This window comes from Pseudomonas sp. Sample_23 (assembly GCF_004307595.1).
GTDB lineage: Bacteria > Pseudomonadota > Gammaproteobacteria > Pseudomonadales > Pseudomonadaceae > Aquipseudomonas > Aquipseudomonas atacamensis.
In genome coordinates this window covers 20,080-40,854 of sequence record NZ_RCNX01000037.1, presented here as the reverse complement: position 1 = coordinate 40,854, position 20,775 = coordinate 20,080, and the positions used below count along the sequence as shown (strand labels likewise).

Sequence of the window (20,775 nt, the reverse complement as noted above, 5' to 3'; positions counted from 1 at the left end):
GGAACGCGGGGCGTAGCTGATGGGGAATCAGTCTAGGCAAGTATCGGGCAGTAAACCAGAGTGGTGTGCTGCCCGATAGCGTTCATCGCGGGTCAGTCGGCGGCGGGAGCTGCCGGGACCTGTATCGCGAGCTGGTCGGCCAGGCGCACGAATGCAGCCAGATCCAGCTGCTCGGGACGCAGGCTGCCATCGACGCCGGCGGCTTCGATTTCGGCATTGCTGAGCAATTGCTTGAGGGTATTGCGCAAGGTTTTGCGGCGCTGATTGAAGGCTTCGCGTACCACGCGCTCCAGCAGCTTGTGATCCTTGGCCGGGTGCGGCAGTACCGCGTGCGGCACGAGACGAACGATCGCCGAATCGACTTTCGGCGGCGGATTGAATGCGCCTGGGCCGACGTTGAACAGATGTTCTACACGGCAGTGATACTGAACCATGATCGACAGACGACCCCAATCACCGCCACCAGGGCCTGCTGCCAGACGCTCGACCACTTCTTTCTGCAACATGAAGTGCATGTCACGAATGATGCCGGCGTTGTTCAGCAGGTGAAAAATCAGCGGCGTGGAGATGTTGTACGGCAGATTGCCAACCACCCGCAGGCTGTTCGGCGCGGCATTCAGCGTATTGAAGTCGAACTTCAGCGCATCGCCCTGATGCAGGTTGAAATTGCTCATGCCGGCAAACTGCTGGTTGAGGATCGGGATCAGATCCTTGTCCAGCTCCACTACGTCGAGTTGCGCGCCGGAGCCCAGCAAACCTTGGGTCAGCGCACCCTGACCGGGGCCGATTTCCAGCAGGCGATCGTCAGCCTTGGCGTGGATGGAGCGCAGAATGCGGTCGATAACGCCGGCATCGTGGAGGAAGTTCTGACCAAAGCGTTTGCGCGCCTTGTGTTGGTATTGCTCGTTCATAAACGGGTCTCGGCCATCTGGTAGGCGGTTTCCAGGGCGACTTGCAGGCTGCCGGTGTCGATCCTGCCGCTGCCGGCCAGATCCAGGGCGGTGCCATGGTCGACCGAGGTGCGGATGATCGGCAGGCCCAGCGTCACGTTGACGGCAGCGCCGAAGCCTTTGTACTTGAGCACGGGCAAGCCCTGGTCGTGGTACATCGCCAGCACTGCGTCGCAGTGCTCCAGATATTTGGGGGTAAACAGAGTGTCGGCAGGCAGCGGGCCACGAAGGTCCATGCCCTCGCCGCGCAGGCGCTCTAATGTCGGTTCGATGATGTCGATTTCTTCATGGCCCAGGTGGCCGCCTTCACCGGCGTGCGGGTTGAGTCCGCAGACCAGGATGCGTGGCCGGGCGATGCCGAATTTGTCTTGCAGGTCGGCGTGCAGGATTCGCGTTACGCGCTCCAGCCGTTCCGGGGTGATCGCGTCGGCAATCTCGCGCAGAGGCAGATGCGTGGTGACCAGCGCCACGCGCAAACCGCGAGTGGCCAGCATCATCACTACTTGCGCGGTGTGCGTCAGGTCGGCGAGAAACTCAGTGTGTCCAGAGAATGCGATGCCCGACTCGTTGATCACACCTTTGTGTACCGGCGCAGTGATCATCCCGGCGAAGTCGCCATTCAGGCAGCCGTTGCCGGCGCGGGTCAAGGTTTCGAGGACGAATGCCGCGTTGGCCTTGTCCAGTTGCCCGGCGATTACCGGTGCGCTGAGCGGCGTGTCCCAGACGTACAGGCTGTTGGCCGGCGCTGGAACATCTGGCCACTGCCCCGGCGCGACATCCAGCAGACTGACGGCCAGCCCCAGCTGCGCGGCCCGCTCAAGGAGCAGGTCGCGGCTGGTGATGGCAATCAGGGGATGTGGCTGGGCTTGCGAAGCGAGCAGCAGGCACAGGTCGGGACCGATGCCGGCCGGTTCGCCGGGTGTCAGCGCGAAACGCTTGGGTTTCACTGCGCTGCCTGGTCTGCACCAGGAAGTTTGATCTCTACGTATGCTTCGTCACGGATCTGACGCAGCCAGGTCTGCAGCTCTTCGTCGTATTTGCGGTTCCGCAGTACGGTCATTGCTTGCTGCTCACGGGCCTGTTCGGTGCCGTCAGTGGCGCGACGGCCAAGGACTTCCAGCACGTGCCAGCCGTATTGGGTCTGGAATGGCTTGGACAGCTGACCTTGCGGGGTCGAAGCCATCACTTCGCGGAATTCCGGGACCAGCACGTTCGGGTCGATCCAGTTCAGGTCGCCGCCGTTAAGGGCGGAACCCGGATCTTCCGAGTAGTTTTTCGCCAGTTCGGCAAAGTCTTCGCCGGCGGTGATGCGGTCATACAACGATTGCACCAGTGCCTTGGTCTTGGCTTCGTCGCGGATCGGGCTCGGCTTGACCAGAATGTGACGCACATGCACTTCGTCGCGCATCTGCGCTTCGCCGCCACGTTTGCCCAGCAGCTTCAGAATGATGAAGCCGCCCGGTGTACGCGCAGGCTGAGTAATGTCGCCAACGGCCATGCTGCTCAATTCACGATCGAACGGCGGCGGCAGTTGCGCGGCTTTACGCCAGCCCATGTCGCCGCCTTCCAGCGCGTTGTCGCTGCCGGATTTGGCCACGGCCATCTGACCGAAGTCAGCGCCTTGCTTGAGCTGTTGGTAAACATCCATGGCCTGACGATAAGCGCTCTGAATCGCTTCAGAGTTGGCGCTTTCCGGGGTCGGAATCAGGATGTTGGCCAGGTGCAGTTCTTCGGACAGCTGCATCTTGCCGAGGTCAGAGGCGAGGAAGTTCTTCACTTCCTGCTCGGAAACCTGAATGCGTTCTGCCACGCGACGCTGACGCACACGGCTGATGATCATTTCGCGCTTGATCTGATCACGGGCGTCGTCATAGTTCAGGCCATCGCGAGCCAGCGCAGCACGGAACTGATCAACAGTCATGTTGTTGCGCTGGGCGATGGTGCCGACAGCCTGGTTCAACTCTTCGTCAGTGATGCGGATGCCCGAGCGTTCGCCGATCTGCAGTTGCAGGTTTTCGACGATCAGGCGCTCGAGCACTTGCTGATCGAGCACGCCCGGAGGCGGCAGACCGCCACCGCGCTTGGCGATGGTCTGCTGAACTTCGTGAACGCGCTGGTCCAGTTGGCTCTGCATGACCACGTCGTTATCGACGATCGCCACCACTTTATCGATGGACTGTACGGCGGCGTTGGCCGCCGTACCCAGGAACAGCGCGCCCAGCAGCACCGGGCGCAGACAATCAGAAAGCTTGGTCTTCACGTTCACGATAACCTTGAATGCCTTTGTCGAGGAAGCTCTCTACCTTGGCGCCAGTCAGGCCGCCGAGTCCCTTCAGAACAATTTGGAGGAAGACGCCATGGTCGCCTTTTTCGTTTTGCGGAGCTTCCTGGCTGAACTCGTCATAGGAAACCCAGTAACGGTTGATCAGGCGCAGTTTCCAGCAGCAGTTGTCGTATTCGAAACCACCGAAAGCTTCCAGCGTGCGATTGCGGTTGTAGTCGTACTGCCAGCGGCTGATAGCGTTCCACTGCGGAACGATCGGCCAGATGACCGAGAAGTCATGCTGCTGGATCTTGTAGTAGTCCTTCACGTAGCCAGGTTGGCCCGGGGTGCCATAGTCGCCACCGCCCACAGTCCAGCGACCGGTGTTCTGGTCGTAACGAACCTGGTCGTTACGATAGCGGTAACCGACGTTGACGACCTTGTTCGGGTTGTCTTCCGGCTGGTAGTGGAACATCGCGCTGCCAGAGCGCGGGCTGCGGCTGTCCGGGTCCCAGTTATAGTCGGCAGTAGTGCGCCAGTCGCGGTTCCAGCGGTATTCGTATTCCAGCGCGTATGGCGAAACGTCGGATTTCGCGTCGTCACGATCGTTGAAAGCGATACCCGGCAGTTGGACCTTGCGATCCTTGAAGTACAGAGCCTGGCCGACGCTGATGCGCTGACGCTCGAAACCGTTGTCTTCGATCCAGCGACTGGTCACGCCCAGAGACAGCTTGTTCTCGTCACCGACACGGTCGGAGCCGGTAAAGCGGTTGTCACGGAAGAGCGACGAGTAGTTGAACGTCGTTTCGCTGGTGTCGAATACTGGAATGTCTTCCTGATCAACCTCAGGGACATAGAGGTAGAACAGGCGCGGTTCCAGGGTCTGACGGTAGTTTTTGCCGAAGTACGACGTGTTGCGGTCGAAGTACAGGCCGCTGTCGATGCTGGCGATCGGAACACCGCGGTTCTGATTGCTATCGAATTCGCCGTTGAGCTTCTTCTGTTCTGCGGTCATCGCATCGATCTGCGATTTACCGGTACTGTCCAGATCAAGCTGATACTGCGTGTACTGATACTTCAACGATGGTTTGAGGAAACCATACGTCCAGTTCATCGGCAGGCTGACGCCCGGCTTCAGATTCAGGCGATCACCGTTAGCGCGAGCCAGACCGGTGATGTTTGTGTCCAGACGACGTTCGGCAATGCCATCTTCATTGATGAAGTCACCATCACGTAGATCGCGATCGAAACGAACCAGCTCGGTCTCGTAATCGAAATTCAGACCTTCCGGATGGTACGGCAGCTGACCATTGAAGGTGATCTGCGGCAGACGACCGTACGGTGTGATGTTGGAAACGGTAGCCAGCTGATATTGCTGAGCATTCAGTCGCGCAATGTAGCTGTCGCCACGATACGTCACTGCGCCTTGTTGGTTGACGTAATCATCGCTCTTCACACCAATCTGATCAGTCTGCAGATCCTGGAAGTAATACGGATCGCTGATCTTGGTGTAATCAACTTCTGTGAGCACGCGGGAATCGAGACCGCCCTTGTGCTGCCAGTTGTACATATAGCGAGTGTCTTTGTAGTCAGACTGAAGCTTGCGATCGTCGTTCTCATCGTTGAGATACGCCGCACCGAACTGACCTTCACTCGACTTGGTCAGGTAGCGGAACTCGCCCTCCACCAGCATGCCGCGCTTGCTCATGTAGCGCGGGTACAACGTGGCGTCGTAGTTCGGCGCCAGGTTGAAGTAGTAAGGAGTGACCAGCATGAAGCCGGTGTCGCTGCCCGAACCGATGGTCGGCGGCAGGAAACCTGACTGGCGACGGTCGTCGATCGGGAAGTAGATGTACGGGGTGTACAGAATCGGGATGTCTTTGACGCGCAACGTCACGTTGGTCGCGGTGCCGAAACCGGTCGCCGGGTTCAAGGTGATGTTGTTGCCCTTGAGCTGCCAGGCGTTGCTGTTCGGTTCGCACGTGGTGTACGTGCCGTCCTTCAAGCGGATGATCGCGTTTTCGGCACGCTTGGCATACAGCGCGTTACCGCGGATGCGCGATTTGTGCATCACGTATTCGGCGTTGTCGACCTTGGCTTCACCGGTGTCGAGCTGCACATCGGCGTGGTCGCCGACGATCAGCGCGCCGTTGTCGCGGATGCGCACGTTGCCGGCCAGTTCGCCACGGCTCTCGGCCTGATACAGATTGGCCTCGTCGGCTTCGACCTGCATGCTGCCCTGCCGCATGACCACGTCACCGGCGAGGCTGGCGACTTGCGTGTCCTGCTCGTAACGCGACGCTTTGGCACCGATGAAGGTCGGCGCGTCACTTTTATTCGTCTTGTCATTCATGCCAGGACGAATCGGTTCGATATAGGAACCAGAGCAGTAAGGACCGGTCTCGGCCAATTGGGCGGCGGTGAGCTTCTCGCGCGGAACCCAGTCGAGGTGACTGTAGTCTTCGCTACGGGATTTCAGGCCGCGGCCCTTGGACTCAGTGACCAATGCGGTTTTTGCACCGGTCTCTGCGCCGGAACCGTTGTCGGCCGGGGCCTCGCCAGCAGAGCTGACGGCACTGCCGTCATGCACCGGGCGCGGCGGCAATGCCGCGGCGGGCGACTTGGGCGCACAGTCCCAGCCACCCGTAGCCGAGACGGAGCAGTCATACTGCTCGGCGGCAACAACGAATTGACTGGCCAGAGGTTGCATAGCCAGCAGACTGCCGGTTACCAACAACGGAAATTTTTTACGAAACGCGGGGGATTTCAATGCCATCTTATTAGTCCGGGCTTCCTGCGTGCCATCTGCCCGCGGTGTGGGCCGCACGCCTCTCGATGGTCTGAAAAAGATGCTGGATAATAAAGCATGACCCGCTTGACGGCTAGCGCCGTCGGAGACCCTTGCAATGCCTGACCAAGATGTACGCTTGCAACACCTGAAAGTTTGGCTCGATGAGCAGTTGGCAAAGCTGTTTGCCGAGCAGGGCTGGGGCACCGTGCCCCCGGCCACGTTGACCGCGGCCAGCAGCGACGCGAGTTTTCGCCGCTACTTCCGCTGGGAGGGCGATGGCCGCAGCTTCGTCGTGATGGACGCGCCGCCGCCCCAGGAAAACTGCAAACCGTTCGTGGATATCGCTTTTTTGCTGGCGAAATCCGGAATTAATGTGCCGAAAATTTACGCCGAAGACCTAGAACGCGGTTTTCTTTTGCTCAATGACCTGGGCAACAAGACCTATCTCGACGTGATCGATGGCGAAAATGCCGACGCGTTATTCCACGATGCCCTGCAAGCGCTGTTGGCTTTTCAACAGTTGCCGATGGTTGCGCCGTTGCCCAGTTACGACGTCGCCTTGTTGCGTCGCGAGCTTGAATTGTTCCCCGAGTGGTACGTCAAGCGCGAGCTGGGCGTCGAGTTCGATGCGGCCCAGCAGCAACAATGGCAGCACATCAGCGAGTTGCTGATCGACAGCGCGCTGGCGCAGCCGAAAGTGCTGGTGCACCGCGACTACATGCCGCGCAACCTGATGCTCAGCGAGCCCAACCCCGGCGTGCTGGACTTTCAGGACGCGGTTTACGGCCCGGTGACCTACGACGTGACATGCCTGTTCAAGGATGCTTTCCTCAGCTGGCCGGAAGAACGTGTACGCGGCTGGCTGGAAAGTTACTGGCAGCAGGCCTCGGCACTGGACATTCCGGTGCAGGCGGATTTCGAAGACTTCCTGCGCGCCAGCGACCTGATGGGCGTGCAGCGTCACCTGAAAGTCATCGGCATCTTCGCGCGTATCTGCCATCGCGATGGCAAGCCACGCTATCTGGCCGATGTGCCGCGCTTCTTCTCTTATATAGAAGCAGTGATCGCCCGCCGTCCTGAACTGGCGGAACTGCAAGCGCTGTTCAGCAGCTTGCGTGCTGGAGCGACGGCATGAAGGCAATGATTCTGGCAGCGGGCAAAGGCGAGCGCATGCGCCCGCTGACCCTGACCACGCCGAAACCGCTGGTGCGTGCCGCTGGCGTGCCGCTGATCGAGTATCACCTGCGCGCCCTCGCGGCCGCAGGTTTCACCGAAATCGTCATCAACCACGCCTGGCTCGGTCAGCAGATCGAGGATCATCTGGGCGACGGTTCGCGTTTCGGCCTGAGTATTCAGTACTCGCCGGAAGGCGAGCCGCTGGAGACCGGTGGCGGGATTTTCCGTGCGCTGTCGTTACTGGATGACGATGCGTTTCTGGTGGTCAACGGCGACATCTGGACCGATTACGACTTCAGCGTGCTGCACCAGCCGATCAATGGCCTGGCGCATCTGGTGCTGGCCGACAATCCGCCGCATCACCCGAAAGGCGACTTCACTCTCATCGACGGCAAAGTGCAGGACGGCGAGCCTGATGCGCAGACGCTGACTTACAGCGGCATCGCCGTGCTGCATCCGCAGTTGTTCGATGGTTGCAGCGATGGCGCGTTCAAGCTCGCGCCGCTGCTACGCAACGCCATGGCCAAAGGTGAAGTGACGGGCGAGCGGTTGAAGGGGCATTGGGTAGATGTTGGTACCTACGAGCGTCTGGCCGAAGCCGAAGCCTTGATAGAAGCGAGTCGCTGAGATGCTGTGGCCAGGGACTCTGATTGGAGCCGGAGTGGGGTACGCGATTGCCAGCATTCCGGGGGCCATGCTTGGGGCGTTGTTGGGGCAGGCGCTGGATCGGCGCCTGCACTTGCAGAGCTGGGGACACTTGCGCGAAAAGCTCGGCGGCCGGCCGATGCTGCGCAACGACGAACTGCTGTTCGTGTTGCTCGGGCGTCTGGCCAAGAGCGACGGGCGCGTCACTGACGGGCATATCCAGCAGGCGCGCAACGAAATGCGCGCGCTGGAAATGAGCGAGCCGGCGACACGGCGGGCCATTGCTGCATTCAATCGCGGCAAGTCCGGCAGCGACAATCTGCGCGGCTATCTGCGTCGTTTGAGTGCGCAACCGCACGCGGCCGAAGGAGTGTTGCGTGCCTGTTGGCGAATGGTCTGGGCTGATGGTCGCGCCGGGGTCAGCGAACGCGAGTTGCTGGCGCAGTGGGGCAAATGGCTCGGCTGGACGGCGCAGCAGGTGCAGGCATTGGCCAGCGATTACGAGCCGGGCAAGCGGCCGATCGTCAGTGCGGCAGTGAGTTACCAGGAGGCAATGAAGTTGCTTGGGGTGTCGGCGAGCAGCGAGCCGGCGCAGATCAAGCGCGCTTACCGACGGTTGCTCAGTCGCCATCACCCGGACAAGATCGCCGGCAGCGGCGCGACCCCGGCGCAGGTACGTGAGGCGACCGAGCGGACGCGGGAATTGCATAGCGCTTATACGCTGATTCGCGAGCGGCGGGATTTTCGCTAGGCGTTAGAGGGTTGTTGTTTGTGCGGCTCTCTTCGCGAGCAGGCCCGCTCCCACATTGAATTTTGCATAGATCCAATGTGGGAGCGAGCCTGCTCGCGAATTTAGGGCGACTCGGTGTGACAGTCAGTCAACAGCCTGAGGATTCAACCAGCCCCGCACCCGCCGAAACAATTGTTCCTGCTCGGCCTTTTTGTCCGGCAACACCTTCAGCGCCACTTGGCTGAACGCCGAGGTCTTCAGGCGCTTGCTCGCCTGCATGCGCTCCAGCGCCGCGTTGCGATCCAGCGCTTTGTCCATGTAGAAAATATCCACAGTCGGCAGCTTCAGCGTCGGCGTCAGTTCGGCGAGTGGCGGCAGGGCTTTGGCTGGTGCTTGCGCGTCAACCATCACCAGTTTTTCCACCTGCGGCGTCTGCCGCTCGCTGAGAAAACGCGCCGCCCAATAAGCGCCGGTGCCGTGGCCGAGCACGACAATGCTGCGCGCGCTCTGCTGTTCGGCGTAGGCAATCGCTGCGTCGATGCGCCCGAAGATGCGATCGGCATCGGCTTTGGCCTGTTCTTCGCTGGTTTCGGCGACCACCTGTTCGGCAACTTCCGCTTCACCGCCAGCGGCTTGTTCGATCGGTTGTGCGGTGGTGGCGTCTTTGCTTGCGGTTTCCGGGGCTTTCGGCGCGGCGGTCGGTTCGATTACGCGCGGAGCAATGGCGTCGCCTTGCAGATCCGGCAGGGTGATACTCAGGCTGCTCCACTCGACGTCCGGCAGTTTGCGTCGCAACGGGCCGATTGCCTGCGGCCAGTCAGCGGTTTCGCCGGCACCGGGAACAATGATCACCGCGCCTTTTGGCTCGGCGCTGTTGGCCGGTTTCCACAGGGCGAGGAAAGTGTCGCTGCCAGCCTGCAGTTGTTGCTGCTCTTGCGCCGGCAGTTTACGTTGCAGTGCGGCGGCCTCTTCCTGACTACGCTCAAGCATTGGCTGGCGCTCGGCCGGTTTTTCTTCGGCGGGTTTATCCGTGGCGGCAGGCGCCGGGTTGGCGGCTTCGACGGAAAACGCACAAGGCAGGATCAGCGACAGGCACAATGCTGGCAGTGCCAGGCGGTAGACAGAGGGCATCGGTTATTCCAGGCCAGAAAAGTATCCCGGCAGCCTAATGGGTTGGTCAGAATTTGTCAGTGTATGAGACTTCAATGAAGCGATTTTGCTGCCTGTGGGTTATCGGCTGTTTGTGGATTCCCTTGATGGGCTGGGCGGCGCCTGCGCCACCGGATCATGCCGCGCAATTGTCGCCAGAGCAGCAGCAATGGCTGGCGCAGCACAACGAATTGCGCGTCGGCCTGGTGTTGCAGGCGCCCTACGCGACCTACGATCGGCGCCTGCAGCGATTGTCCGGGGCCAATGTCGAGTTGATGAAACTGCTGGCCAAAACCCTCGGCGTGGAACTGAGCTGGCGCAACTTTCAGGATCTGGGAGCATTGGAAAACGCTTTGCGCGAGGGCGAGATCGACATCGCCCCGGGCCTCAGCCAGACCCCGAGCGCGCTGCGCCTCTGGCAGTTTTCCGACCCCTACATGCGCGTGCCGCAACTGGTGGTCAGCGACCAGAAAAGCAGCGGCGCGGTCGATCTGGAAAAGCTCGACAGCCAGACCCGCGTCGCCGTGCGCATGCCGAGCAGCACTGCCGACTATCTGCGCAGCAACTATCCGCACTTGAATTTGCAAGGCGTGCCATTGGAACGTCAGGCCTTGCAACTGCTGTTGAGTCAGCAAGCCTCCTACGCGGTGGTCGACGAAGCGCAGTTGGGGCGTCTGTCGGTGGAGCCGGAGTTTGCCGAACTGGTGGTGGTTGGCGATATCGGCCTGCCGCAGTTGCTGCGTGTGGCCTCGCGGCGCGATTGGCCGGAACTGGCCGGCATCGTCCAGAGCGCCTTGCGCGCGATCCCGGCCAAGGATCTGGAACAATTGCACAACCAATGGCTGCAGCCGAAATACCCACGGCTGACCGAATCGCCGGGGTTCTGGCAGAACCTCAGTCTGTTGTTCGCGGTGATGCTGCTCAGTTGCGCGGCGATCGTGGCGTGGCAGCGTCGCCAACAGCACAGCCTCGAACAACGCCTGCTCAGCGCCCGCGAAGACATTGCGTTGCGCGCGGCCAGTGAAGAGGCGCTGCGACTGACGCAGTTTTCCATCGACCAAAGCACCGTTGGCATTCTCTGGGTCAATTGGGACAGCCATGTGCGCTACGCCAACCGCGCGGCGGAAAACATGCTCGGCTATCCCTCGGGCGGGCTGATCGAGCGGCCGCTGATCGATTTCGAGCCCGGCCTGCACATGGATCGCTGGCTCAATCTGTGGAAGCGTGCACGGGCCAGTGAAGAAGGGCCCTTGAGCTTCGAAACCAGTTGCCTGCGCGCCGATGGCAGTGTGCTGCCGGCGGACGTTTCCCTGAGCTTCCTGCGTTTTCGCGACAGTGAATATCTGGTGGTCTACCTCACCGACGTCACCGATCGCCGCCGCGCGCTCGCCGCTTTGCAGGAAAGCGAGGCGCGCCTGCAAGGCATCGCCGCCAACGTTCCGGGTCTGGTGTTCAGGCTGGAGCGGGCACCGGTCACCGGGCAGATCGACTTTGCCTACATCAGCGAGGGCAGCGAAAGTCTGGTCGGTTATGCGCCGGCAACCATCGCTCATCGCGACATGGGCTTGCGCAGCCTCGTGCACCCCGACGACAAGGCCAGTTATCACCGCACCCAGGATCAGGCGCTGGACACTGACAGCGACTGGTCGTGGCAGGGCCGCATCGTCACGCGCCAGGGGGAGCAGCGCTGGGCCGAGATCAAGGCGATCACCCGCCAGCTGGAGGACGGCGCCTATGTGTGGGACGGCATCGTCTGGGACATCAGCGAAAGCAAACGCATCGAGCTGGAACTGGCGGCCTCGCGCGAGCAACTGCGTGAACTGTCGGCGCACCTGGAAAGCGTGCGTGAAGAAGAGAAGGCGCGCATTGCCCGGGAAGTTCATGATGAGTTGGGGCAGATGCTCACCGTGCTGAAACTGGAGACATCGATGTGCGAATTGGCCTACGCGCAGCTTGATCCGGGACTCAACGAGCGGCTCAACAGCATGAAACGCCTGATCGCGCAGTTGTTTCAGCTGGTACGCGATGTGGCGACGGCGTTGCGCCCGCCGATCCTTGATGCCGGGATTGCCTCGGCCATCGAGTGGCAGGCTCGGCGTTTCGAGGCGCGCACACAGATACCGTGTCTGGTGCAGGTGCCGGACAACCTGCCGGCACTCAGCGATGCCAAAGCGGTGGGGCTGTTCCGGATTTTGCAGGAGGCGCTGACCAACGTGATGCGCCATGCTCAGGCGCACACGGTGGAGCTGACGCTGGAGCTTGCGGGCGATGAATTGTGTCTGACCGTCAGCGATGATGGCGTAGGATTTGTCGCGGCCGAGGGTAGGCCGACGTCGTTTGGCCTGGTCGGCATGCGTGAGCGGGTGCTGATCATGGGCGGGCGGCTGGAGCTGCTGAGTGAGCCGGGGGAGGGCACCAGTCTGGTGGTGCGAGTGCCGGTGAGTGAGGTTTGACATGTTGCGGTGTCTGGACTGGCGCCTTCGCGAGCAAGCTCGCTCCCACAGGGATTGGTGTGTACCTGAAATCTGGAGAAGAACGTGATCCGTGTACTGGTAGCCGAAGACCACACCATCGTTCGCGAGGGCATCAAGCAATTGATCGGCCTGGCCAAGGATCTGCAAGTCGTGGGGGAGGCGAGCAATGGTGAGCAACTGCTCGAAACCTTGCGCAGCGTGCCGTGCGAAGTGGTGTTGCTGGATATCTCCATGCCCGGGGTCAATGGCCTGGAAGCGATCCCGCGCATTCGGGCGCTGAACAATCCGCCGGCGATTCTGGTGCTGTCGATGCACGACGAAGCGCAAATGGCCGCGCGCGCGTTGAAGGTCGGCGCGGCCGGGTATGCGACCAAGGACAGCGATCCGGCGCTGCTGCTCACGGCGATTCGCAAAGTCGCGGCGGGTGGGCGTTACATCGACCCGGAACTGGCCGACCGCATGGTCTTCGAAGTCGGCCTGACCGATACCCGGCCGCTGCATTCGCTGTTGTCAGAACGCGAATTCTCGGTGTTCGAACGCCTGGCCCAGGGCGCCAACGTCAACGACATCGCCCAGCAACTGGCCTTGAGCAGCAAGACCATCAGCACCCACAAGGCGCGGCTGATGCAGAAGCTCAACATCACCTCCCTGGCGGAGCTGGTGAAATACGCGATGGAGCACAAACTCCTCTGACCGTCACCGCCCTCATGTGGGAGCGAGCCTGCTCGCGAAAGCGGCGTAACAGTCAGCCATTCAGTTTGATGACCCACCGCATTCGCGAGCAGGCTCGCTCCCACAGGTTCGGAGTAGGCATATCCATTAGCGACAGACGCTTTTGCCTTTACTAGCGGCTTGCAGCTTGCCCCTTGCCGCTGCGTTTGCCCAAACGCGCCATCCTTGTAGGGCAATCCCTACCCCCAACCTTCCATTGCACTTAAGCGATTCTCTCCTGCGCCCCGATTTTCGTGGCCGCCGCCAGCCACTAGGCTTGATGAACAAGCAGTCATCAACAACAAAGGTGTGGGTATGAGCCAGGTCGATACAAGCGCAGGGACCAGTGATGTGCTGGTCAGCTTTCGTGGTGTGCAGAAGAGCTACGACGGCGAGAACCTGATCGTCAAAGACCTCAACCTGGACATTCGCAAGGGCGAATTTCTTACCCTGCTCGGGCCGTCCGGTTCCGGCAAGACCACCAGCCTGATGATGCTCGCCGGGTTCGAAACGCCGACCGCCGGTGAAATCCTCCTGTCCGGGCGTTCGATCAACAACGTGCCGCCGCACAAGCGCGATATCGGCATGGTGTTCCAGAACTACGCGCTGTTCCCGCACATGACTGTCGCGGAGAACCTTGCTTTCCCGTTGACCGTGCGCGGCTTGAACAAAAGCGACGTCAGCGAGCGGGTGAAGAAAGTCCTCAGCATGGTTCAGCTCGATGCCTTCGCTTCGCGCTATCCGGCGCAGTTGTCCGGGGGTCAGCAGCAGCGTGTGGCACTGGCCCGCGCGCTGGTGTTCGAGCCGCAACTGGTGTTGATGGACGAGCCGCTGGGCGCCCTCGACAAGCAACTGCGTGAACACATGCAGATGGAGATCAAACACCTGCACCAGCGCCTCGGCGTGACCGTGGTCTACGTGACCCACGATCAGGGTGAAGCGCTGACCATGTCCGACCGCGTGGCGGTATTCCATCAGGGCGAAATCCAGCAGATCGCCCCGCCGCGCACCCTTTACGAAGAGCCGAAAAACACCTTTGTCGCCAACTTCATTGGCGAGAACAACCGCCTCAACGGCCGCCTGCTCAGCCAGAGTGGCGAGCGCTGCGTGGTCGAGTTGGGGCGTGGCGAAAAAGTCGAGGCGCTGGCCGTCAACGTTGGCCAGACCGGCGAACCGGTGACTCTGTCGATCCGTCCGGAGCGCGTCAGCCTCAACGGCTCGAGCGATCAATGCGTCAACCGCTTCTCAGGGAGGGTGGCGGAATTCATCTATCTGGGCGACCACGTCCGGGTGCGCCTGGAAGTCTGCGGCAAGACCGACTTCTTCGTGAAACAACCGATTGCCGAGCTCGATCCCGCGCTTGCTGTCGGCGACGTGGTACCGCTTGGCTGGCAGGTCGAGCACGTTCGTGCGCTCGATCCGCTTTTAGAGGCGCACTAAGCGCCCCGGCAATACCAACACCAACCCTGCACGTGGAGAGAACAATAAATGTTGAGATCCCTGAAGTTCACCGCCCTGACTCTGGGCCTGATGGGTGCGACCGGCGCGATGGCTGCCGGCCCGGACTTGACCGTGGTGTCGTTTGGCGGGGCGAACAAGGCGGCGCAAGTCAAAGCCTTCTATGCACCGTGGGAAGCGGCGGGTAATGGCAAGATCGTTGCCGGCGAATACAACGGCGAGATGGCCAAGGTCAAAGCCATGGTCGACACCAAGAGCGTGTCGTGGGATCTGGTCGAAGTTGAATCGCCAGAGCTGTCCCGTGGTTGCGACGAAGACATGTTCGAGCAACTCGACCCGGCCCTGTTCGGCAAGACCGAAGACTACGTCAAAGGCGCCATTCAGCCGTGCGGCGTAGGTTTCTTCGTCTGGTCGACCGTACTGGCTTACAACGCCGACAAATTGAAAACCGCACCGACCAGCTGGGCGGATTTCTGGGACACGAAGAAATTCCCGGGCAAGCGCGGCCTGCGCAAAGGCGCCAAGTACACTCTCGAATTCGCGCTGATGGCCGATGGTGTCGCGCCGAAAGACGTCTACAAAGAGCTGGCGAGCAAGGGCGGCCAGGATCGCGCCTTCAAGAAACTCGATGAGCTCAAGCCAAGCATTCAGTGGTGGGAAGCCGGTGCACAACCGCCGCAATACCTCGCTTCCGGCGACGTGGTGATGAGTTCGGCCTACAACGGTCGCATTGCTGCGGTGCAGAAAGAATCCAACCTGAAAGTGGTGTGGAACGGCGGCATCTACGACTTCGACGCCTGGGCAATCCCGAAAGGTCTGGACGCCAAGCGCGCCGAAGCGGCGAAGAAATTCATCGCCTTCTCGGTGCAGCCGCAGCAGCAGAAGACCTACTCGGAAAACATCGCCTACGGCCCGGCCAACACCCAAGCCGTGCCGCTGCTGGCCAAGGATGTCCTGAAAGACATGCCGACCACCCCGGAAAACATCGCCAACCAGGTGCAGATCGACGTCAGCTTCTGGGCTGACAACGGCGAGCAACTGGAACAGCGTTTCAACTCTTGGGCTGCCAAATAAGCCAAGCATGCGGACCGATGGCTTTCCGGATGATCGTTCCCACGCTCTGCGTGGGAATGCCGCCCGGGACGCTCCGCGTCCCTGTGTGACGCAGAGCGTCACTGGATTCATTCCCACGCAGAGCGTGGGAACGATCACTGGCAAAAGTTCGAGGTGGTTCGCCACCTCTGTAACGATCAAAGATTTGCGGAGTACGTCATGGCCATCGCCGTTCCCCTGAACGAGGGCGCCAGCCCCACCTTGAAGCAGAAGCTCAAGCACGCCGAGCGGGTCAACCGCTGGAAAGCCCAGGCGCTGATTGCGCCGCTGGTGCTGTTTCTGCTGCTGGTGTTTCTGGTGCCGATCGTGGCGCTTCTCTATAAAAGTGTCGGCAACCCGGAAGTGGTTGGCGGCATGCCGCGCACTGTCACTGCCATCGCCAGTTGGGACGGCCGTGGTCTGCCCGCCGAGCCGGTGTACAAGGCGGCCAGCGAAGACCTCGCCGAAGCCCGCAAAAACCAGACGCTGGGCGATCTGTCCAAGCGCTTGAACATGGAGTTGGCCGGCTACCGCAGCCTGCTGACCAAAACCGCCCGGGCGCTGCCGTTCGCCAGCGAACCGGCTTCTTATAAAGAAGCGCTGGAAGCGCTCGACGAACGCTGGGGCGACCCGGCCTACTGGCAAGCGGTGAAACGCAACACCAGCAGCATCACTCCGTATTACCTGCTGGCGGCGGTCGATCACCGCATCGATGACCTCGGCGAACTGGCTCCAGCCACCCCGGATCAGGCGATCTACCTCGACATCTTCGCTCGCACGTTCTGGATGGGCCTGGTCATCACCGTGATCTGCCTGCTGCTCGCCTATCCACTGGCTTATTTGCTGGCGAACCTGCCTTCGCGGCAGAGCAACCTGCTGATGATCCTGGTGCTGCTGCCGTTCTGGACTTCGATTCTGGTGCGGGTCGCAGCGTGGATCGTGCTGCTGCAATCCGGCGGTCTGATCAACAGTGCGCTGCTGGCCATGGGCATCATCGATAAACCGCTGGAACTGGTGTTCAACCGCACCGGCGTATACATCTCGATGGTGCACATTCTGCTGCCGTTCATGATTCTGCCGATCTACAGCGTGATGAAAGGCATCTCGCCGACCTACATGCGCGCGGCGATTTCCTTGGGCTGTCATCCGTTCGCCAGTTTCTGGCGGGTGTACTTCCCGCAGACCTACGCTGGTGTCGGCGCCGGCTGCCTGTTGGTGTTCATCCTTGCGATTGGCTACTACATCACCCCGGCGCTGCTCGGCAGCCCGAACGACCAAATGGTCAGTTACTTCGTCGCCTTCTACACCAACACCAGCATCAACTGGGGCATGGCCACTGCACTCGGCGGGCTGCTGTTGCTGGCGACCGTGGTGCTTTATCTGATCTACAGCTGGCTGGTCGGCGCCAGTCGCCTGCGCCTGAGCTAAGGGGAATTTGCGATGCTGAGTCCTTACATGTCGCCCATCGAACGGGTGTGGTTCTACAGCCTGCGGATTCTCTGCGGCCTGATTCTGCTGTTCCTGATCCTGCCGGTGCTGGTGATCATTCCGCTGTCTTTCAACTCGGGGAGTTTCCTGGTCTATCCGCTGCAAGGTTTCTCGCTGCAGTGGTACCACGACTTCTTCGCCTCGGCGGAATGGATGCGCGCGCTGAAGAACAGCATCATCGTCGCCCCGGCGGCGACGGTGCTGGCGATGATCTTCGGCACGCTGGCGGCGATCGGCCTGACCCGTGGCGACTTCCCCGGCAAATCGCTGGTGATGGCGCTGGTGATTTCGCCGATGGTGGTGCCGGTGGTGATCATCGGCGTGGCGAGTTATCTGTTCTTCGCGCCACTGGGGCTGGGTAACAGCTTCTTCTCGCTGATCGTCGTGCATGCGGTATTGGGTGTGCCGTTTGTGATCATCACCGTGTCGGCGACGTTGCAGGGCTTCAATCACAATCTGGTGCGTGCTGCTGCGAGTCTCGGTGCTTCACCACTGACAGCATTCCGCCGGGTGACCTTGCCGCTGATTGCGCCGGGAGTGATTTCCGGGGCGCTGTTTGCCTTTGCCACTTCTTTCGATGAAGTGGTGGTGACGCTGTTTCTTGCCGGGCCTGAGCAGGCGACATTGCCTCGGCAGATGTTCAGCGGGATTCGCGAGAACCTCAGCCCGACGATTGCAGCGGCGGCGACGTTGCTGATTGCCTTCTCGGTGATTCTGCTGCTGACACTGGAATGGCTGCGCGGGCGCAGCGAGAAACTGCGTACTGCGCAGGTCTGAGATCAAGGTCAAAAGCCACCCCTCACCCCAGCCCTCTCCCCAAGGGGGCGAGGGGGAAGGGAGCAGATTTTCGTGGCTTTCACGGCCGGAGTTCGACTCGGTAATTCAGGTCGATGTATTTCGAGAGTACAACCCGGTCAGTCCCCTCTCCCTCCGGGAGAGGGTTAGGGTGAGGGACTCTTGATCTTCCTATCCGGTCAACCATTCACACCCTGAATAGCAGACAACCCCAAATCCCCAGCTAATCTTGTGCCCAGCTCCCACATCTATAAGAGGCTGCGCACCATGAGTCTGTCCCAGTTCAAAATCGCTCACAAACTGATCACCGGCGCCGCAGCCATCGAGCAACTGGCCGCCGAACTCACCCGCCTCGACATCGACAACCCGCTGATCGTCACCGACGCCGCGCTGGTCAAGTCCGGTACTATCGAGCTGGCGCTGGTGCAACTTGGCGGGCGCGAGTACGAGATTTTCGACCGTGTGCTGCCCGACCCGGAAATCGCCATCGTCGAAGATTGCATGCGTGCCTACCGTGAGGGCGGGCATGACGGTTTGATCGGCCTCGGGGGTGGCAGCGCCATCGATATTGCCAAAAGTGTCGCCGCCTACGCCGGTTACCACGGCGCGCTGGAAGATTTGTTCGGTGTCGATCAGGTGCCGCGCAAGGGTCCGCCGCTGATCGCCATTCCGACCACCGCCGGCACTGGCTCTGAAGTCACCAACGTGGCGATCCTCTCGGACAAGGTCGCGCAGTTGAAGAAAGGCATCGTCAGCGACTATCTGTTGCCGGACGTGGCGCTGGTCAGCCCGCAAATGACCCTGACCTGTCCGCGCAGTGTCACTGCCGCCAGTGGTGTCGATGCACTGGTGCACGCTATCGAATCCTATCTGTCGGTGAACGCCTCGCCGATCACCGACTCCCTCGCCATCGGCGCGATCAAGCTGATCGCCAGCGCTCTGCCCAAGGCCTACGCCAACGGCGCCAATCTGCAAGCGCGCGAAGACATGGCCACCGCCAGCCTGATGGCTGGGATGGCGTTCGGTAACGCCGGGGTCGGTGCGGTGCATGCGCTGGCGTATCCGCTGGGCGGTCGCTTCAACATTGCCCACGGTGTCAGCAATGCCTTGCTGCTGCCCTATGTGATGACCTGGAACAAAATGGCCTGCGTCGAACGCATGCAGGATATCGCCGAAGCCATGGGCGTGAAGACCGCGCATCTGAGCGCCAGCGAAGCCGCGGACAAAGCCGTGCAGGCCATGACCGACCTGTGCGCGGCGGTGGAAATCCCTGCCGGGCTGCGCAGTTTCGGCGTGCCGGAGGAAGCGATCCCGGCGATGGCCGTGGAGGCCGCCGGCATCGAGCGGCTAATGCGCAACAATCCGCGCAAACTCAGCGCCGGCGATATCGAGAAGATCTACCGCGCGGCTTACTGAGGCGCGATCGCTGAGGGCTCATGGCACAACCCAATCATCGCGGTCCCGGTGCGCGCGTGGAAACTTGAGGTATACAATGCGCGCCATCGTGATTTAGCTCAGCACAGGTGCGTCATGCAGCCCTTCGTAATTGCTCCGTCGATCCTCTCCGCCGACTTCGCCCGCCTCGGCGAGGAAGTGGACAACGTTCTCGCCGCCGGCGCCGACTTCGTCCACTTCGATGTCATGGACAACCACTACGTACCGAACCTGACGATCGGCCCGATGGTCTGCGCGGCACTGCGCAAGTACGGCGTCACCGCGCCGATCGACGCGCACCTGATGGTCAGCCCGGTGGACCGCATCGTCGGCGACTTCATCGAAGCCGGCGCGACCTACATCACCTTCCACCCGGAAGCCACTTTGCACGTCGATCGCTCGCTGCAATTGATCCGCGAAGGTGGTTGCAAATCCGGTCTGGTGTTCAACCCGGCGACTCCGCTGGACGTGCTCAAGTACGTGATCGACAAGGTCGACATGGTCCTGCTGATGAGCGTCAACCCGGGATTCGGCGGGCAGAAGTTCATTCCCGGCACCCTCGACAAGTTGCGTGAAGCGCGGGCGATCATCGACGCTTCCGGTCGCGACATCCGTCTGGAAATCGACGGCGGCGTCAACGTCAACAACATCCGCGAAATTGCCGCTGCTGGCGCTGACACCTTTGTCGCCGGCTCGGCCATTTTCAACGCGCCGAACTATCAGGAAGTCATCGACAAGATGCGTTCCGAACTGGCACTGGCGCGCCCATGAGCGGTTTTGAGCAGTTGTTCCCGGGGCAGTTGCCACGGTTGGTGATGTTCGATCTGGATGGCACGCTGATCGATTCGGTTCCCGACCTGGCGGCGGCGGTGGACACCATGCTGCTCTCCCTCGGCCGTCCGCCGGCGGGTATCGAAGCGGTGCGCGAATGGGTCGGCAATGGCGCGCCGGTGCTGGTGCGTCGGGCCTTGGCGGGTGGTATCGATGACTCGGCAGTGGACGACGCTGAAGCCGAGCGCGCACTGGAGATTTTCATGGAGGCGTACGGCGCCAGCCATGAGCTGACCGTGGTCTATCCCGGTGTGCGCGACACGCTCAAGTGGCTGCACAAGCAAGGCGTGGCCATGGCGCTGATCACCAACAAGCCCGAGCGCTTCGTCGCGCCTCTGCTCGATCAGATGAAGATCGGCCGCTACTTCAAGTGGATCATCGGCGGCGATACCCTGCCGCAGAAGAAGCCTGACCCGGCGGCGCTGTTTTTCGTAATGAAAATGGCCAACATTCCGGCCTCGCAATCGTTGTTCGTCGGCGACTCGCGCAGTGATGTGCAGGCGGCGAAAGCAGCAGGGGTCAAGTGTGTGGCGCTGAGTTATGGCTACAACCATGGCCGGCCGATTGCCGAGGAATCGCCGGCACTGGTGATCGACGATTTGCGCAAACTAATTCCCGGTTGCCTGGATCTGGCCGGTGGGATAACGTTGCCCGACGCTGTTCAACCCCCTTCTGGAAACGCCATCGTGGTGGTCACCCGCAAACTCTGGATGAAAGTCATCAAGGCCCTGGCCCGCTGGCGTTGGCGCGCCTGACTGATTCTGGCCGGCCCTGCCGGCGCGTTTGCA

Annotated in this window: 17 protein-coding genes; 12 read left to right on the top strand and 5 right to left on the bottom strand. The window is 61.1% G+C overall.

Annotated elements, in window-relative coordinates:
• Window positions 1-92: 92 nt before the first annotated feature.
• From rsmA to D8U82_RS09630, 4 genes are read right to left on the bottom strand one after another with little or no spacing between them, the layout of a single operon-like run.
• Window positions 93-911: a 16S rRNA (adenine(1518)-N(6)/adenine(1519)-N(6))-dimethyltransferase RsmA gene (rsmA, locus tag D8U82_RS09645; protein WP_039757718.1), complete on the bottom strand. Its 819-nt coding sequence runs from the start codon at window positions 909-911 to the stop codon at window positions 93-95.
• A complete protein-coding gene (gene pdxA, locus D8U82_RS09640; protein ID WP_016772897.1) occupies window positions 908-1,897 on the bottom strand; it encodes a 4-hydroxythreonine-4-phosphate dehydrogenase PdxA in 990 nt (329 codons plus the stop codon). The genes rsmA and pdxA overlap by 4 nt, the downstream gene beginning before the upstream one ends.
• Window positions 1,894-3,216 (bottom strand): peptidylprolyl isomerase SurA, encoded by a 1,323-nt coding sequence (gene surA / locus D8U82_RS09635; protein WP_177318478.1) that lies wholly within the window; start codon window positions 3,214-3,216, stop codon window positions 1,894-1,896. The genes pdxA and surA overlap by 4 nt, the downstream gene beginning before the upstream one ends.
• A complete protein-coding gene (locus D8U82_RS09630) occupies window positions 3,191-5,989 on the bottom strand; it encodes an LPS-assembly protein LptD (RefSeq protein ID WP_130902119.1) in 2,799 nt (932 codons plus the stop codon). Before D8U82_RS09630 ends, surA begins: the two co-directional genes overlap by 26 nt.
• Window positions 5,990-6,119: 130 nt before the next feature.
• On the opposite strand from D8U82_RS09630, the gene D8U82_RS09625 reads away from it, so the two are divergent.
• The 3 genes from D8U82_RS09625 to D8U82_RS09615 are packed head-to-tail and all read left to right on the top strand — an operon-like array spanning window position 6,120 to window position 8,576.
• A complete protein-coding gene (locus tag D8U82_RS09625) occupies window positions 6,120-7,139 on the top strand; it encodes a phosphotransferase (protein ID WP_016772900.1) in 1,020 nt (339 codons plus the stop codon).
• A complete protein-coding gene (gene murU, locus D8U82_RS09620) occupies window positions 7,136-7,807 on the top strand; it encodes an N-acetylmuramate alpha-1-phosphate uridylyltransferase MurU (RefSeq protein ID WP_130902118.1) in 672 nt (223 codons plus the stop codon). Before D8U82_RS09625 ends, murU begins: the two co-directional genes overlap by 4 nt.
• A gap of 1 nt (window position 7,808) precedes the next feature.
• The gene (locus tag D8U82_RS09615) at window positions 7,809-8,576 is read left to right on the top strand and encodes a TerB family tellurite resistance protein (protein ID WP_110603577.1); all 768 of its coding nucleotides are present in this window, start codon (window positions 7,809-7,811) and stop codon (window positions 8,574-8,576) included.
• 123 nt (window positions 8,577-8,699) lie between these two features.
• Here D8U82_RS09615 and D8U82_RS09610 read toward each other — a convergent pair whose 3' ends face one another.
• Window positions 8,700-9,686, bottom strand: coding sequence for an alpha/beta hydrolase family protein (locus D8U82_RS09610; protein WP_130902117.1), 987 nt, complete (start codon window positions 9,684-9,686; stop codon window positions 8,700-8,702).
• A 74-nt stretch (window positions 9,687-9,760) separates the two neighbouring features.
• Here D8U82_RS09610 and D8U82_RS09605 point away from each other — a divergent pair, with 74 nt between their 5' ends.
• The 9 genes from D8U82_RS09605 (at window position 9,761) to D8U82_RS09565 (ending at window position 20,742) form a co-directional block, all read left to right on the top strand.
• Window positions 9,761-12,157 carry a sensor histidine kinase gene (locus tag D8U82_RS09605; RefSeq protein WP_130902116.1) on the top strand — a complete coding sequence of 799 codons (2,397 nt, stop codon included), beginning with the start codon at window positions 9,761-9,763 and terminating at the stop codon, window positions 12,155-12,157.
• A gap of 84 nt (window positions 12,158-12,241) precedes the next feature.
• Entirely contained in the window at window positions 12,242-12,871 is a 630-nt protein-coding gene (locus D8U82_RS09600) for a response regulator transcription factor (protein ID WP_003228820.1), read from the top strand.
• Between the two features lie 333 nt (window positions 12,872-13,204).
• Entirely contained in the window at window positions 13,205-14,329 is a 1,125-nt protein-coding gene (locus D8U82_RS09595; RefSeq protein WP_016772906.1) for an ABC transporter ATP-binding protein, read from the top strand.
• Window positions 14,330-14,377: 48 nt separating this feature from the next.
• Entirely contained in the window at window positions 14,378-15,421 is a 1,044-nt protein-coding gene (locus tag D8U82_RS09590) for an ABC transporter substrate-binding protein (protein WP_016772907.1), read from the top strand.
• A 198-nt stretch (window positions 15,422-15,619) separates the two neighbouring features.
• On the top strand, window positions 15,620-16,867 hold the full coding sequence (locus tag D8U82_RS09585) for an ABC transporter permease (RefSeq protein WP_016772908.1): 1,248 nt from the start codon (window positions 15,620-15,622) through the stop codon (window positions 16,865-16,867).
• A 12-nt stretch (window positions 16,868-16,879) separates the two neighbouring features.
• A complete protein-coding gene (locus D8U82_RS09580; protein WP_016772909.1) occupies window positions 16,880-17,704 on the top strand; it encodes an ABC transporter permease in 825 nt (274 codons plus the stop codon).
• A 285-nt stretch (window positions 17,705-17,989) separates the two neighbouring features.
• Window positions 17,990-19,138: an iron-containing alcohol dehydrogenase gene (locus D8U82_RS09575; RefSeq protein WP_130902115.1), complete on the top strand. Its 1,149-nt coding sequence runs from the start codon at window positions 17,990-17,992 to the stop codon at window positions 19,136-19,138.
• A gap of 114 nt (window positions 19,139-19,252) precedes the next feature.
• On the top strand, window positions 19,253-19,927 hold the full coding sequence (gene rpe, locus D8U82_RS09570) for a ribulose-phosphate 3-epimerase (RefSeq protein WP_007918813.1): 675 nt from the start codon (window positions 19,253-19,255) through the stop codon (window positions 19,925-19,927).
• Window positions 19,924-20,742, top strand: a complete 819-nt coding sequence (locus tag D8U82_RS09565) for a phosphoglycolate phosphatase (protein WP_122612452.1) — start codon at window positions 19,924-19,926, stop codon at window positions 20,740-20,742. Before rpe ends, D8U82_RS09565 begins: the two co-directional genes overlap by 4 nt.
• Window positions 20,743-20,775: the final 33 nt, after the last annotated feature.